Here is a 14,609-nt window from a genome sequence, read left to right as displayed (position 1 = left end):
TTGCGGTAGCTTTTGCGTATGGAGCCCTGCGGCGGACCAGTCGGGCAAACCCTGTCGTTGCCGTGTCTCCGATTTGCTCGCCCGGCACGAGCGCGTGGCTATGCTGTGTGCCGTCATTCACTCCCGAGAAAAACACCATGACTTTGCGTTTGTCCTCCTTCCCGCTTCGCTCCATGGCCCTGGCCTGCGGCCTCGCGCTCGGCGCTGTCGCCGGCGCGCACGCCGCGCCCGATGCGAAGCTGCTCGCCGCCGCCGAGAAGGCGCAGCCCGCGGTGATCGACAACCTCAAGGAGATGGTGCTGATCGAATCGGGCAGCCTCAACGTCGACGGCCTGCTCAAGATGGCCGACGTGGTGGAAGGGCGCCTGAAGGCCGCCGGCTTCAAGACCGAGCGCCGCAAGGCCACGGCCGGCGCGGGCGCCGACCTCGTGATCGGCACCATCAAGGGCACGGGCAAGCGCAAGATCATGCTGCAGGGCCATATGGACACGGTGTATTCACCGGGCATCCTGAGCAGCCAGCCCTACAAGGTCGACGGCAACCGTATCTACGGCCCCGGCATAGCCGACGACAAGGGCGGCCTGGCCGTGATGATGGCCTCGCTCAAGATCCTGGCCGATGCCGGCTGGCGCGACTACGACACGCTCACCGTGGTGATGAACCCCGACGAGGAAGTGGGCTCGGTCGGTTCCGGCGAGCTGATCGCCACGATGGCCGACCAGCACGACACGGTGCTGTCGTTCGAGCCGACGGTGGCGAAGTCGGTGGTCAAGGGCGAGTCGCTGCTGCTGGGCGCGGCCGGCATCGCGCAGGCCACGATGGAAGTGAAAGGCCGCGCGGCACACGCCGGCGCCGCGCCCGAACTGGGCCGCAACGCGCTGTACGAGCTGTCGTACCAGATGCTGCAGACCAAGGATCTCGCCAAGGACATCCCCGGCGTTACGCTCAACTGGACCGTGGCGCGCGCCACCGGCCCGATCAACCAGATCACCGAGAAGGCGCAGGCGCTGGGCGACATCCGCATCACGCAGCCCGGCGCCGAGAAGAAGCTCAACGAGGCGCTGCAGGCGAAGATCGCGGCCGGCAAGCTGATTCCCGACACCGAGACCACGGTGAAGGTGGAAGTGGGCCGCCCGGCCTTCATCGCGGGCGACAAGGGCCGCGCGCTGGCCGAGAAGGCGCAGGCCATCTACAAGGAAATCGATCGCGACCTCGCGCTGACGCCGATGACCGGCGGCGGCACCGACGCGGGCTATGCGGGCCGTTCGGGCAAGGCGACGGTGGTCGAGAGCTTCGGTCTCGCGGGCTTCGGTTACCACGCGCGCGACGAGTACATCGAAGTCGACTCGATCGTGCCGCGCCTCTACCTCGTCACGCGGCTGCTGACCGAGATCGGCAAGAACTGATAGACGCCGCCTGGCGGCGCAGGCGCGCTACTGCTGTTGCTGTCCGGGCTCGCCGGGCCGTCCCGGTGGGCGCCGCGCCGCGACTGCAGCCGCGGCGGCCGCGCGCTGTTGCTGCTGCTGGGCCTGCTGTTGTTGGTGCTGCTGCTGTTGCTGCTGGCGCTGGATCTGCTGTTGTTGCTGCTGCGCCTGTTGCTGGGCACGGGCCTGCTGCTGCATCTGCTGCTGCTGACGTTGCTGCTGTTGCTGCTGCTGTTGCTGCATCGCCTGTTGCTGTTGAGCGCGCGCGGCTTGCTGCTGTGCCTGTTGTTGCGCCTGCTGCTGGCGGCGTAGCTGCTCCTGCTGGGCTTGCTGCTGCTGCCGGGCCTGGTTCTGGGCCTGCTGCTGTTGCGCTTGTTGGCGCTGGACCTGCTGTTGCTGTTGTTGGGCCTGCTGTTGCGCGCGGGCCTGTTGCTGCGCCTGCTGTTGCTGCTGCATCTGCTGGCGGCGCGACTGCTCTTGCTGGGCCTGTTGCTGGCGCTGTTGTTGCTGGCGTTGCTGTTCCTGTACCGCCTGCTGCTGTTGGCGCTGCTGTTGCTGCGCCTGCTGTTGGGCCAGCTGTTGTTGTTGCGCTGGTTGGGCTTGCTGGCGGCGCGCAGGGTCTTGCTGCTGCTGGAGCCGGGCCTGGCGTGCCTGCTGCTGTTGCTCGCGCGCTTGCTGTTGTTGCTGTTGTGCCTGCAACTGCTGGGTCTGCTGCTGCGAACGTTGCTGGGCTTGTTGCTGCGCCTGCTGCTGATGCATCAGGGCTTGCTGCTGGCGGACTTGTTGTTGCTGCTGTTGTTGTTGCGCAAGCACCGCCTGCTGCTGTTGCTGCTGCTGGCGTTGTTGTTGCTGTTGCTGTTGCTGTTGCTGCGCGAATAGTGCCTGCTGCTGTTGCGCAGGGCCCGGGCCGGCCGCGAAGTTGGGTGGCGGTGCCCCCGGCGGCAGCGCGCCGCGCGGTCCGCCATTGTTGTTGTAGACATTGCGCACGTTGTTGTTGACCACCGTGGTCGAGCGCGAGATGTAGGTACTGTTGTTGTAGACCACGGCCGGCCGGGCGAAGGCCGGTTGCACGGCGGGGCCACGATCGCGGTCACGCCCGCGCGGCGCGCCCCAGTTCATGTTCCATGAGTGCCAGCCCCAGTCGTGCCGCTCCAGCGCGGCGCCCACGATCACGCCGGCTCCGAACGCGAGCGCACCGGCAGCCGCCACCTGGCCGCCGCTGTAGCCTCGCGACACGACCTCGACCGGCGGTGCATAGGCATAGCCGGGATAGATCGGCTGCGGATCGCCGTAGATGACCTGCGGGTCATAGGCTGGCACGTACACCACGTCAGGCTGCACGGGCTCGATGGTGATGAACTGCGGTGGCGGCTCGATCACCGCGGGGCCTGCGTACATGGGTTGCATGTCCGGCGAGGGCGCGTAGTTCTGCGGCGGCGCGGCGCTGGCCACGCGCAGCTTGTCGTTGTTCTTGAGGCGGCCCGCCTTCGATGCGCGCTGGCGCATGACCTGGATCGCGTTCATCACATCGGCCGGGTCGTTGTAGTAGGCCTGCCCGAGCGCCTCGGTCCACGGGATGTTGCCGGCCATCTGGTCGATGACGGGGCGGAATGCGGTGAGCGACTTCACGCTCGGGTCCCAGGGCTGCTGGTTGGCTGCATCGGACAGCGGACCGGCCTTGAGGTTGCGGTTCTGCGCAAGCCATTCGTGCGCGGCGGTGATCTGCTCGGGGTAGGTGGCACCGGCCAGGATCTGGGCTACCAGCTTGTCGGGGTAGAGCGCGATGGGCGCGACCATCTGGTAGAGCTGCTCGGCGGCGGGCGGCGTGTAGGCAGCCTGCACCGGGGCTGCGGCAGGGGCCGGTGTCTGCGGCACCGAGGGCGCGGGCATGGTGGTTGCCGGGTCAGTGGCGGCGGCAGTGGGCGCGGCAGCCGGCGTACTGGGGGTCTTGTCGCAGCCTGCGAGGACGAGGGCGCCGATGCACAGCGAGATCGTCAGCAGTCGCAGAGCGAGGGGGAGATTTTTTGTCATCTGGAGTTCCATGAGGACGCCGGCGTCGTGCCCGGAACTCTTTCAACGGTGCGCGACAGCAGGCGATGACAAAGCCTGCGCCGTGGATGCAACGGTCTGTGTCGGTGGTGCGCCGTCAAACCTGTCGGCGCAGAACCACACGGCAGGGAGGCCGCTGCCTCCCGCGCCGCTGCGTTGCTGCTACTTGGCGCCGCCCGTGTACTTGGTGACGCTGGCGGCGCTCACGTGGTAGCCGCTCACGCCCATCATCGAGTCGTTGCGCAGGGTCTGCAGCTTGCCGGTGACCCACACGGTGTCCATGGCGCGGAACTTGGCGCCCTTCTGCGGCACCACGTGCAGGATCTGGTTGGCGGGCGGCGGCGGCGTGTGGATGCAGGCGCCGAAGTAGGGCACCAGCAGGAACTCGGTGACCTCGCCCTTGGCCTCTTCAAGCGGCACGATGAAGCCCGGAATCTTGACTTCGGTGCCGTTCATCGCGGGGTTGGTCGGCGCGTTGTTCGACACCTCCTGCATCTTCATGAGCAGCTCGTTGGCGCGCGGGTCGCCATCGTCGAGTGCGCTCAGGTCCATGCCCTTGAACTCCTTGGCCGGGTCCCAGTCCTTGGGCACCAGTTCTTCCCAGGTGATCTGGCGAGGCTGGCCCGGTGCGGCCTTGGCGGCGGCGGGTGCCGCGGCCTTGCCACCCAATGGGTTGTTGGCGGTGGTGTCCTTGGGCGCGGGCTCGGCGGCCCAGGCGGCGGCCGTGAGGCCGGCACCGGCGATCAGCATTGAAAGCCGGATGAAAGCTTTGCTCTTGGACGTCGTGTGTGCAATGGGCATGGTTCAAATCCTCGGTGAGAGGCCGTCGGCAAGGGAGAGTCGGTAGGCGCGGATGCCAGGCAAGAGGCTTGCCAGCCATCCAGCGACCAGCAGGCTTGCCATGAGCAACCATTCGTTCAGTGTAGGTTCTGAAAGGCTCAATGTCAGCCCGAACTGTGCCTGCAGCCATGGCGAGAGCAGGGCGATGCCGAGCACCGCCATCACCACGCCGAAGGCCACGCCCAGCACGGTGACCATCGCGCCTTCGAGCGCGAGCAGCGCCAGCACGTGGCGCAGGCCCGCGCCCACGGCGCGCAGCACGGCGAGTTCGCGGCGGCGTTCGTTGAGGCCGGCCATCACCACAGACACCAGCCCCGCAAGGCTTACCAGCGCGACCAGCGCCGACATCAGCAGCAGCGCGTTCTCGCCGATGCCGATCACGCTCCACAGTTCGTCGAGCGCCACGCCGGGCAGGATGGCCATCAGCGGCTCGCCGGTGTAGGTCGAGATCCAGCGCTGCACGCCGAACACGGCGGCGCGGTTCTTCAGGCCCACCAGCGCGGCTGTCACGTTCTTGGGCGTGAGGTCGAACTTGCGCACCTGCTCGGCCGGAATGTGCACGCCCGGCATCGGCGCGCCGCCCACCCATTCGAGGTGGATGGCTTCCATGGCCGCGAGGCCGATGTGCACCGTGCGGTCGACTGGCGTGCCGGTGCGCGCGAGCACGCCGACCACGGTGAAAGGCTTGTCCGCATGCTCGGCTACGTTGAGCTCGCCGCTGCCGTGCGCGAGCGTGATCTTCTGGCCCACGTGGTAGCCGAGCTTGTCGGCCACTTCGGCGCCAACTACAGCATCGAACAGTTCGCTGAAGGGCTTGCCCTCGCGCAGCTTCAGCGTCTGTTTGTCGCCGTAGCGGAAGTGCGTGAAGTAGTCGGTGGAAGTGGCCAGCACTGCGAAGCCGCGATGCGAATCGCCGAGCGACAGCGGCACCACCCAGTCGACGCCAGGGTGCTCTGACAGCGCCTGCACGCTTTTCCACGAGATGTTGTTGGTGGCCGCGCCGATGCGGAACACCGAGTACAGCAGCAGCTGCGTGGAGCCGGTGCGCGCGCCCACGATCAGGTCGGTGCCCGAGACGGAGGATGCGAAGTTCTCGCGCAGCTCGGTGCGGATGCGTTCGACACCCAGAAGAAGAAAGGTCGACAGCGCGATCGAGAACACCGTGAGTGCCAGCGTGAAGCGGCGGTTCCAGGCGCTGCGCCAGGCAATCGAGAAAAGTGCTTTCATGCGTCCACCGCCATTGCGCTGGTGGCGGCGCGATTGATCTCGGGCAGCAGCACGTGTCGCACAAAGCGCTGCGCGATGCGCTGGTCATGGCTCACGAACACGAGCGCGCTGTGGTTCTCGGCGCAGGCTGTCAGCAACACGTCGAGGAAGGCTTCGCGCCGGTCTTCGTCGAGTGCCGAAGTGGGCTCGTCGGCAATCACCACTTCGGGCTGGCCGATGAGCGCGCGCGCCGCGGCCACGCGCTGCTGCTGGCCGACCGACAACTGCAGCGCCTGGCGCTTCCACAGGTTGCGGTCGAGGCCCATCTGGTGAAGCAGGTGCTCGGCTTCGTCGCGCGAGCTGCCGTTGCGTGCGGCATTTGCTTCGCGCCGCTGCGAGAAGCGGCAGGGCAGCAGCACGTTGTCGATCACGCTCAGGTACGGCAGCAGGTTGAACTGCTGGAAGATGTAGCCCACGTGCGCCACGCGGCTGCGGTCGCGCGCTGCGCCCGAGAGCTTGGACCAGTCGTGTCCCAGCAGCGTGACGCGGCCTTCGTCTGCCACCAGCACGCCGGCCAGCAATGACAGCAGCGTGCTCTTGCCACAGCCGCTCGGGCCATGCAGGAACACCGATTCGCCTGCGGTGATACGAAAGGCCTCGATGTCGATACACGGCGTTTTCACGCCGGGCCATGCGAAGCGCAGCGCTTCGGCGGCGAGCACGACGCGCAAGGGCGACGACTCTGCCTCGGGATGGGTACTCACAGCGTTACTTGCCCCAGCTGAGCCGGGCGGGCTGGCTTGCCTGCGCGCCGGCCGGGCGCTTGAGCTGGCGCTTGAACTGGCCCTGCGCCGTGGCAATCTGCGAGTCGATCTGGCGCAGGCCCTTGAACACGCTGAACAGGTTCAGGTCAATGAACTTCGCGGCGGCCGCGTTGGTGCAGTTGAAGGAGAAGGTGGCGTCGAGGTCGGCATGGCCGACGGGCTCGCTCGGGTCGGGGTTGCCCAGGCCCAGTGCGCCGGAGCGCAGGTCGACCGGGCCGAGCTTGCAGTTGGCGGCCGGATCGACGATGAAGAGCTTGTCGGCCGCGCGCAGCTGCGCAACTGCTTCCTCGACGAGCTTCTTCTCGGCGTCTGTCTTGGGCGCGCGTTCGAAGCCGACGATGTTGTCGAGCGGCGACTCCATGTCGATCACCACCGTGGGGCCGTCGACGGCCACGTCGAGCTTGAGCTGGCCGTGCACGTGGGCGTGCTGCTGCTGGGCCTGTGCGGTGAGGAACGGGGCGGCCGCGAGGAGGGCGGCGGCGATGGCGAGGCCGGTGGTGCGGCCAAGGCTTCGGGAACGTCGATTCGTCGTCGTCAATGTCATGGTTCAGCGCCTTGCCGGGTCGGCAGCCCCGGCGTGTTGCTCCATTCGCTCCAGCTGCCGGCATAGAGCGCGGTCGTCCCGAATCCCGCGATCTGCATGGCGAGCAGATTCGGCACGGCGCTCACGCCGCTGCCGCACTGGTGGACGACTGTCGCCGCATCGCGTCCCGCGAGCAGCGCTTCGAACTCGGCACGCAATTGCGATGCCGGCTTGAATTTGCCGTCGGGGCCGAGGTTGTCGGCGAAAGGCCGGTTGAGGGCCCCGGGGATGTGACCGGCAATCGGGTCCAGAGGTTCCACCTCGCCGCGGTAACGTGCACCGGCGCGTGCGTCGATCAGGTTCTGGTCAGGCTGGCCGAGCCGGCGCACCACGGTGTCGGTAGTGACGAGCTTCGCAATCGGTTCGCCCATGACGAAGTTCGACTGGAAGCGCGCGGGCTCCTCGCTGCTCGTGACTTCGCCGCCCGCGGCCTGCCAGGCCTGCAGGCCGCCGTCGAGCACGGCCACTGCGTCGTGGCCCATCCACTTGAGCATCCACCACAGGCGGCCGCAGTAGTTGGCGCCGTTGCGGTCGTACACCACGGCCTGCATGCCGTTGGCGAAGCCGATGCTCGAGAGCCAGGCCGCGAACTTCTCGCGGCTGGGCAGCGGGTGGCGTCCACCCGAGGCGGGCAGGCCGTCTTCCTGCGCCACGACCACCTCGCCGTGCGCGCCGGGGGCGCCGTGCTTCGCGCTGAGGTCGGTGTCGAGGTTGGCGTACAGCGCGCCCGGAATGTGCGCGGCCGCGTATTGCTGCGCGCCGCTCTCGGGCTTCATGAGGTCGAAGGTGCAGTCGAACACCATGAGAGGCGTGTCCGTCGATTGCAGCTTGCGGAGTTGTTCGACGCTGATGAGGGTGGTGTACATGGTGTGTGTCCTTCTCTGGTCAGGTCAATGCAGAAAGAGTCAATGTTCCTCGGCCGGCGCCTTGGGCACCGCCCGTTGTCGCAACACGGTTGCAGCAATGCCGCTGGCGATGATAAGGGCCATGCCCGCCCAGCCGGTGGCATCGATGCGGTCGTTGAACAGCACCACGCTGTAGAACGCCGCGAACACGATGCCCGAATACTGCAGGTTGGCCACCACCAGTGTGCCGGCCTGGGTCTTGGCGGTGGCGTAGGCGCGGGTCATGCAGAGTTGTCCGAGGGCGGCCAGCAATCCGATGGGCAGCAGCCACAGCGCATGCTGCCAGGTCCACGCGCCACCGCCCGAAAACCCGGTAGCCGCCGTGGCGAAGGCTCCGGCTACGGCCGAGCCGACCGCGAAATAGAACACCGTGCGCAGCTCCGGTTCGCCGATGCGCGACAGCGCCATCACCTGCATGTAGGCAAACGCGGCCGTAAGACCCGACAGCAGGCCCAGCATGCCCGCGAAGCCCTCGCTGCCGTTGACGCTGGGCTTGAGCATCAGCACCACGCCCACGAAGCCGGCGAGCACGGTCAGCACCAGCGTGCCCTGCAGCGGCGGGCGCTCCACGCGGCCGTCGCGCCCGGGCACCGGCACCCAGGCCAGCAGCGAGCCGCCGACCAGGAAGGCTGCGACCCACACGCTGCTCATGTAGTTGAGGGTGACGGCCGTGGCCAGAGGCAGGTGGGCGATGGCATAGAACCAGGCGCCCAGCGACAGCACGCCGATGGTGCTGCGCCAGGCGTGCATGCCGGGGTATCGGGTGGCCAGCGAGACGCCGCGATTGCGGGCCAGCAGCCAGAGGAAGACGATGCCGATCAGGCCGCGGCCCAAGACCATCTCACCGCTGTTGAACCACTCGGAGGCGACTTTCACGACCACGCTCATCGTGGCGAACAAAAAGGCCCCCAGCACCATCCACAGCGCTTGCATCGTTTCGACTCTAAGGTAAGGAAAAAGAGTGCCCCGGCGAGTGCGGGGCGGGCCGGTCTCAGGCTGGTTTCTGCATCGCGGCCTTGTACCACTCGTGGAACTGCTGCATGCCGTCTTCCATCGGGCTCTGGTAGGGGCCGGTCTCGTTGTCGCCGCGCAGCATCAGCGCGCGGCGTCCGGCGTCCATGCGCTCGGCGATCTCGTCGTCTTCCACGCAGGTTTCCATGTAGGCGGCCTGCTGTGCTTCGACGAACTCGCGCTCGAACGCGACGATTTCCTCGGGGTAGAAGAACTCGACCATGTTGAGCGTCTTCGTCGGGCTCACGGGGTGCAGGGTCGACACCGTGAGCACGTGCGGATACCACTCGACCATCACGTGCGGGTAGTAGGTGAGCCAGATGGCGCCGTACTTCGGCGGCTTGCCGTCGCGGTACTTGAGCAGCTGCTCCTGCCACTTCTGGTAGACCGGGCTGCCGGCGCGGCCCAGGCGGTTGGCCACGCCTACCGTCTGCACCGAGTAGCGGGGCTTGAACTCCCAGCGCAGGTCGTCGCAGGTGACGAAGCTGCCCAGGCCCGGGTGGAACGGGCCGACGTGGTAGTCCTCGAGGTAGACCTCGATGAAGGTCTTCCAGTTGTAGTTGCACTCGTGCAGCTCGACGCGGTCGAGCGCGTAGCCGCTGAAATCCAGGTCGGCCTGCGGGCCGAGGCCGGCCATGTCGGCCGCCACGTCGGGGCCGGAGCCGTCTGCGTTCTTCTCGAAAAGAAGGCCGTTCCACTCGGTGAGCGGGTAGTTGTGCAGGTTCAGGCAAGGGTCCTGCTCGAAATGCGGGGCGCCGATCAGCGTGCCGGTGGTGCGCGAATCGCTCGCGGCGTAGGTCCAGCGGTGCAGCGGGCACACGATGTTGCCGCCGGCCTGGTTGTCGAGCTGGCCCCGGCCCTGGAGGATCAGGGCCTGGCGGTGGCGGCAGACGTTGGAAATCAGCTCTACGCCCTTGGGCGTATGGACCAGCGCCCGGCCCTGATGCTCCTGCGGCAGGGTGTGGAAGTCGCCCATTTCGGGCACGGCCAGGCGATGGCCGACATAGCGGGGCCCTCGCGCGAAAAGGTTTTGCATTTCGCGGGCATAGAGCGCCTCGTCGAAATACGCGGAAACTGGAAGTTGGCTCGCGGCCTGCTGCAGTTGAAGACTTAAATCAGACATGGAGGACCTGACCAAGCTCCCCACAGGGAGAAAAAGAGAAAAGAACGGAAGGCGCCGCCAGGAAGGGTCGGCGGCCCGAAGAATGTGTTGACGTCGTCAACGAGAGAAGTTCGCATTGTACGCGGGGGGCATTTTTGTGCCCCCGGCTTTTCACCCGGTCCGGCGGCGGTCGCCAGTTGTTTCGATCCCAGTCCTAAAATGCCCGATTTCACCCACGTTTCGCTTGCATGCCCAAGGTGCCCCCCCCTTCCTCGTCCAGCCCGGCGGCAACGCCCGATACGGGCCCGCTGCCTGCCAGTTACGAAGCCGGGCTCCAGGAACTGGAGCAACTGGTGGCGGAACTCGAATCGGGCCAGTTGCCCCTCGACCAGTTGCTAGTCAGCTACCAGCGCGGCGCGGCGCTGCTCGCCTTCTGTCGCGACAAGTTGCAGGCGGTCGAAGACCAGATCAAGGTGCTCGATTCGGGCAGCCTGAAGGTCTGGACGCCTGAATGAGCGCCGCCGCGCTGAATTCCAGCCATTGGGACGCCCGCACGCTAGCCGGCTGGAGCGACCCCCATCTGGCGAATGTCGAAGCGGCGCTGTCGCGCTGGGTCGGCGTCGACGCCCCCGTGCTGCTGGGTGACGCCATGCGCTATGCCGTGCTCGACGGCGGCAAGCGGCTGCGACCCCTGTTGGTGCTGGCCGCCAGCGAAGCCGTCGGCGGCAACCGGGCCGCCGCCCTGCGCGCGGCCTGCGCCACCGAACTGATTCACGCCTATTCGCTGGTGCACGACGACCTGCCGTGCATGGACAACGACGTGCTGCGCCGTGGCAAGCCCACCGTGCACGTGAAATTCGGCGAGGCCGACGCCTTGCTGGCCGGCGACGCGCTGCAGGCACTGGCCTTCGAATTGCTCACGCCCGATGGCGACGAGATTCCCGCCTCCACCCAGGCCCTGCTGTGCCGCCTGCTCGCGCGCGCCGCGGGCAGCCAGGGCATGGCCGGCGGCCAGGCCATCGACCTGGCCAGCGTCGGCATTGCGCTCGACGAAACGCAGCTGCGCGAAATGCATCGCCTGAAGACCGGCGCGCTGCTTCAGGGCAGCGTCGAGATGGGCGCCGCCTGCGGTTCGGTCACTCCCGCGGCACTGGCCGCGCTGCGCGACTACGGCGCCGCCATCGGCCTCGCGTTCCAGGTGGTCGACGACATCCTCGACGTCACGGCCGACTCGCAGACCCTGGGCAAGACCGCCGGCAAGGACGCCGCGGCCGACAAGCCCACCTACGTGTCTCTGCTCGGCCTCGACGGCGCGCGTGCCCAGGCCCGCCAGCTGCTGGCCGATGCGCTCGCCGCCTTGGAGAAGAGCGGCCTGGCCGACACCGCAGCCCTGCGCGCGCTGGCCCACATGGTGGTCGACCGCGACCGCTAGGATGAAACTTACCCCCAGTCTTCGCGCACTTCGTGTCGCTTCGCCAACCCCCTTTCAGGGGGCGACACCAGCAGCCCGGCAAAGCCGGTTCCGCGGTGTCTCCCGACTGAATCGCGGCAGTTTCATGCGTTGCGGGCCCCACGAAGCGTGATGGAACACTGAGAAAAGAAAATACCTCCCCATGGCTCCGCTGCTTCCCACACTTCACGACCCCTCGCCGATCCGCAAATACGACCGGGCGCAACTGCGCCAGCTGTCCGACGAGGTGCGCGCCAGCGTGCTCGACAACGTCTCGCGCACCGGCGGCCACCTGAGCTCCAACCTCGGCACGGTCGAACTCACGGTCGCGCTGCATCACGTGTTCAACACGCCGCACGACCGGCTGGTGTGGGACGTGGGCCACCAGACCTACCCGCACAAGATCCTCACGGGCCGGCGCGAGCGCATGCCCACGCTGCGGCAGATCGGCGGCATCTCGGGCTTTCCGCAGCGCAGCGAGAGCGAGTACGACACCTTCGGCACTGCCCACTCGTCGACCAGCATCTCGGCCGCGCTCGGCATGGCCATGGCTGCCAAGCAGAAGGGCGAAGACCGCCACACCGTGGCCATCATCGGCGACGGCGCGCTCACGGCGGGCATGGCCTTCGAGGCGCTGAACAATGCGGGCGTGTGCGACTGCAAGCTGCTCGTGATCCTGAACGACAACGACATGTCGATCAGCCCGCCGGTGGGTGCGCTCAACCGCTACCTCGCGCAACTGATGAGCGGCAATTTCTACGCTGCCGCCAAGAACGTCGGCAAGAGCATGCTGCGCAATGCGCCGCCGCTGTTCGAGCTGGCCAAGCGCCTGGAGCAGCATGCCAAGGGCATGGTCGTGCCGGCCACGCTGTTCGAGCAGTTCGGCTTCAACTACGTGGGCCCGATCGACGGCCACGACATCGACTCGCTGGTGCCCACGCTCGAGAACCTCAAGCACCTCGAAGGCCCGCAGTTCCTGCACGTGGTCACGAAGAAGGGGCAGGGCTACAAGCTGGCCGAGGCCGATCCGGTGGCCTATCACGGCCCCGGCAAGTTTGATCCGCAGGTGGGGCTGGTCAAGTCCGCTGCGGTGGCCAAGCAGACCTTCACGCAGGTATTCGGCCAGTGGCTGTGCGACACGGCCGCACACGACGGCCGCCTCGTGGGCATCACGCCCGCGATGCGCGAAGGCTCGGGCCTCGTCGAATTCGAGAAGCGCTTTCCCGACCGCTACTACGACGTCGGCATCGCCGAGCAGCACGCCGTGACCTTCGCGGCCGGCCTGGCATGCGAGGGGCTGAAGCCGGTGGTCGCGATCTACTCGACCTTCCTGCAGCGCGCGTACGACCAGCTGATCCACGACGTGGCGATCCAGAACCTGCCGGTGGTGTTCGCGCTCGACCGTGCGGGCCTCGTGGGCGCAGACGGCGCCACGCATGCGGGCGCGTACGACATTCCGTTCCTGCGCTGCATCCCGAACATGAGCGTGGCCTGCCCGGCCGACGAGCGCGAGTGCCGCCAACTGCTGTCGAGTGCCTACGAGCAGAACCACCCGGTGGCCGTGCGCTATCCGCGCGGTTCCGGCGCAGGCGTCACGCCGCACCTCACGCTCGAATCACTGCCCTTCGGCAAGGGCGAGATTCGCCGCGAAGGCAAGCGCATTGCCATCCTCGCGTTCGGCACGCTGCTGTACCCTGCGCTCACCGCCGCCGAGTCGCTCGACGCCACGGTGGTCAACATGCGCTGGGCCAAGCCGCTCGACGTCGAGCTGCTGCTGAAGGTCGCAGGCACGCACGATGCCATCGTCACGCTGGAAGAGGGCGCCATCATGGGCGGCGCGGGCAGTGCGGTGCTCGAAGCACTGCAAGCCGCCAACGTGCAGAAGCCGGTGCTGCAACTCGGCTTGCCCGATCGCTTCATCGAACACGGCGATCCGGCCAAGCTGCTGGCGTCGATCGGACTGGACGCCATCGGCATCGAGGCATCGATCCGCGAGCGCTTCGTTTCGAGCGCAGGGTAAACCCCTGCCGGCGGCTGTAAGCGCGTTTTTACAATCGTCCGGACTTAGACAAAAGTCCCCAACGCGGTCACAAGCCGCGTTTTGTTTTTCCAAGAACTCGGAGAGCTATCAATGGATCGTCGTTCCCTCATCAAAAACGCCGGCATCGCGGGCGTTCTGGCTGCCGGCATCGCACCCGCGGTTCACGCGCAGGCCACCGTTCGCTGGCGCCTGGCGTCGAGTTTTCCCAAGTCGCTGGACACCATCTTCGGCACCGCCGAGGTGTTCTCGAAGAGCGTCAGCGACATGACGGGCGGCAAGTTCCAGATTTCCGTTCATGCCGGCGGCGAGCTGATGCCCGCATTCGGCGTGGTCGACGGCGTGCAGAACGCCTCGGTCGAAATGGCCCACACGGCCCCGTACTACTTCTACGGCAAGGACCCGACCTTCTGCCTGGGCTGCGCAGTGCCCTTCGGCATGAACACCCGCCAGCAGAACGCCTGGATGTACGAAGGCAACGGCCTGAAGCTGATGCGTGCGTTCTACGCCAAGTACAACATCATCAACCTGCCGGGCGGCAACACGGGCGCTCAGATGGGCGGCTGGTTCCGCAAGGAAATCAAGTCGGTCGCCGACCTGAAGGGCCTGAAGTTCCGCACCAACCCGTTCGCGGGCAAGGTGCTCGAGCCTTTCGGCGTGATCCCGCAATCGATCCCCGGCGCAGACCTGTACCCGGCGCTCGAAAAGGGCACGCTGGACGGCCTCGAATGGGTCGGCCCGTACGACGACCAGAAGCTGGGCTTCAACAAGATCGCGCCGTTCTACTACTACCCCGGCTGGTGGGAAGGCGGCCCCGAGCTCGACTTCTACATCAACACCAAGGCATGGGAAGGCCTGTCGGCCGAGTACAAGGCCATCGTCGAGGCGGCTGCCGCACACGCCAACATCACGATGACGGCCAAGTACGACTCCAAGAACCCGATCGCGCTGAAGCAGCTCGTGGGTTCGGGCACCAAGCTGCGTCCGTTCTCGCAGGACGTGATGAATGCGGCCTTCAAGTCGGCCCAGCAGATCTACTCGGACCTGAACAACACCAACCCCGAGTGGAAGAAGATCTACGGCGACTGGTCGAAATTCCTGGCCGACCAGAACGCCTGGTTCCGCTACACGGAAGGCACGTTCGACCGTTTCATGCAGCAGCAGAAGCTGTAAGCAG

13 protein-coding genes are annotated in these 14,609 nt (G+C 66.9%); 5 read left to right on the top strand and 8 right to left on the bottom strand.

Annotation, left to right across the window (positions count from 1 at the left end):
- The first annotated feature begins 137 nt into the window (after positions 1-137).
- Positions 138-1,406, top strand: coding sequence for a M20/M25/M40 family metallo-hydrolase (locus tag BLW48_RS00360; protein WP_177142245.1), 1,269 nt, complete (start codon positions 138-140; stop codon positions 1,404-1,406).
- Between the two features lie 27 nt (positions 1,407-1,433).
- Here BLW48_RS00360 and BLW48_RS00355 read toward each other — a convergent pair whose 3' ends face one another.
- The 8 genes from BLW48_RS00355 to BLW48_RS00320 all read right to left on the bottom strand — a co-directional run bounded on the left by BLW48_RS00355 (position 1,434) and on the right by BLW48_RS00320 (position 9,965).
- Positions 1,434-3,455 (bottom strand): DUF3300 domain-containing protein, encoded by a 2,022-nt coding sequence (locus BLW48_RS00355; RefSeq protein ID WP_093173198.1) that lies wholly within the window; start codon positions 3,453-3,455, stop codon positions 1,434-1,436.
- Between the two features lie 180 nt (positions 3,456-3,635).
- On the bottom strand, positions 3,636-4,274 hold the full coding sequence (locus BLW48_RS00350) for a DUF3299 domain-containing protein (protein ID WP_093171965.1): 639 nt from the start codon (positions 4,272-4,274) through the stop codon (positions 3,636-3,638).
- Positions 4,275-4,277: 3 nt separating this feature from the next.
- A complete protein-coding gene (locus BLW48_RS00345) occupies positions 4,278-5,540 on the bottom strand; it encodes an ABC transporter permease (RefSeq protein ID WP_093049958.1) in 1,263 nt (420 codons plus the stop codon).
- Positions 5,537-6,283, bottom strand: coding sequence for an ABC transporter ATP-binding protein (locus BLW48_RS00340; protein WP_093075356.1), 747 nt, complete (start codon positions 6,281-6,283; stop codon positions 5,537-5,539). Before BLW48_RS00340 ends, BLW48_RS00345 begins: the two co-directional genes overlap by 4 nt.
- Before the next feature lie 4 nt (positions 6,284-6,287).
- Positions 6,288-6,887 (bottom strand): DUF2796 domain-containing protein, encoded by a 600-nt coding sequence (locus tag BLW48_RS00335; RefSeq protein ID WP_093049964.1) that lies wholly within the window; start codon positions 6,885-6,887, stop codon positions 6,288-6,290.
- Positions 6,884-7,792 (bottom strand): sulfurtransferase, encoded by a 909-nt coding sequence (locus tag BLW48_RS00330; RefSeq protein WP_093049967.1) that lies wholly within the window; start codon positions 7,790-7,792, stop codon positions 6,884-6,886. The genes BLW48_RS00335 and BLW48_RS00330 overlap by 4 nt, the downstream gene beginning before the upstream one ends.
- A 39-nt stretch (positions 7,793-7,831) precedes the next feature.
- Positions 7,832-8,764: a DMT family transporter gene (locus tag BLW48_RS00325; protein WP_256216693.1), complete on the bottom strand. Its 933-nt coding sequence runs from the start codon at positions 8,762-8,764 to the stop codon at positions 7,832-7,834.
- A 58-nt stretch (positions 8,765-8,822) separates the two neighbouring features.
- Positions 8,823-9,965, bottom strand: a complete 1,143-nt coding sequence (locus BLW48_RS00320) for an aromatic ring-hydroxylating oxygenase subunit alpha (RefSeq protein ID WP_093075350.1) — start codon at positions 9,963-9,965, stop codon at positions 8,823-8,825.
- 227 nt (positions 9,966-10,192) lie between these two features.
- On the opposite strand from BLW48_RS00320, the gene xseB reads away from it, so the two are divergent.
- The 4 genes from xseB (at position 10,193) to BLW48_RS00300 (ending at position 14,605) form a co-directional block, all read left to right on the top strand.
- A complete protein-coding gene (gene xseB, locus BLW48_RS00315; RefSeq protein WP_007829283.1) occupies positions 10,193-10,459 on the top strand; it encodes an exodeoxyribonuclease VII small subunit in 267 nt (88 codons plus the stop codon).
- On the top strand, positions 10,456-11,376 hold the full coding sequence (locus tag BLW48_RS00310; protein ID WP_093049973.1) for a polyprenyl synthetase family protein: 921 nt from the start codon (positions 10,456-10,458) through the stop codon (positions 11,374-11,376). The genes xseB and BLW48_RS00310 overlap by 4 nt, the downstream gene beginning before the upstream one ends.
- Positions 11,377-11,557: 181 nt before the next feature.
- A complete protein-coding gene (dxs, locus tag BLW48_RS00305) occupies positions 11,558-13,414 on the top strand; it encodes a 1-deoxy-D-xylulose-5-phosphate synthase (protein WP_093049976.1) in 1,857 nt (618 codons plus the stop codon).
- A gap of 111 nt (positions 13,415-13,525) precedes the next feature.
- A complete protein-coding gene (locus tag BLW48_RS00300; protein WP_093049979.1) occupies positions 13,526-14,605 on the top strand; it encodes a TRAP transporter substrate-binding protein in 1,080 nt (359 codons plus the stop codon).
- Positions 14,606-14,609 lie beyond the last annotated feature (4 nt).

The sequence above is a fragment of the Variovorax sp. YR266 genome (genome assembly GCF_900107295.1).
Classification (GTDB): Bacteria; Pseudomonadota; Gammaproteobacteria; order Burkholderiales; family Burkholderiaceae_C; genus Variovorax.
This window is presented reverse-complemented; position numbering and strand designations above follow the sequence as displayed.

Coding starts and splice junctions, on each gene's coding strand:
- BLW48_RS00300 (WP_093049979.1), top strand. CDS start 13,526: ATGGATCGTCGTTCCCTCATCAAAAACGCCGGCATCGCGGGCGTTCTG.
- BLW48_RS00355 (WP_093173198.1), bottom strand. CDS start 3,455: ATGACAAAAAATCTCCCCCTCGCTCTGCGACTGCTGACGATCTCGCTG.
- BLW48_RS00335 (WP_093049964.1), bottom strand. CDS start 6,887: ATGACATTGACGACGACGAATCGACGTTCCCGAAGCCTTGGCCGCACC.
- BLW48_RS00320 (WP_093075350.1), bottom strand. CDS start 9,965: ATGTCTGATTTAAGTCTTCAACTGCAGCAGGCCGCGAGCCAACTTCCA.
- dxs (WP_093049976.1), top strand. CDS start 11,558: ATGGCTCCGCTGCTTCCCACACTTCACGACCCCTCGCCGATCCGCAAA.
- BLW48_RS00310 (WP_093049973.1), top strand. CDS start 10,456: ATGAGCGCCGCCGCGCTGAATTCCAGCCATTGGGACGCCCGCACGCTA.
- xseB (WP_007829283.1), top strand. CDS start 10,193: ATGCCCAAGGTGCCCCCCCCTTCCTCGTCCAGCCCGGCGGCAACGCCC.
- BLW48_RS00350 (WP_093171965.1), bottom strand. CDS start 4,274: ATGCCCATTGCACACACGACGTCCAAGAGCAAAGCTTTCATCCGGCTT.
- BLW48_RS00325 (WP_256216693.1), bottom strand. CDS start 8,764: ATGCAAGCGCTGTGGATGGTGCTGGGGGCCTTTTTGTTCGCCACGATG.
- BLW48_RS00345 (WP_093049958.1), bottom strand. CDS start 5,540: ATGAAAGCACTTTTCTCGATTGCCTGGCGCAGCGCCTGGAACCGCCGC.
- BLW48_RS00360 (WP_177142245.1), top strand. CDS start 138: ATGACTTTGCGTTTGTCCTCCTTCCCGCTTCGCTCCATGGCCCTGGCC.
- BLW48_RS00330 (WP_093049967.1), bottom strand. CDS start 7,792: ATGTACACCACCCTCATCAGCGTCGAACAACTCCGCAAGCTGCAATCG.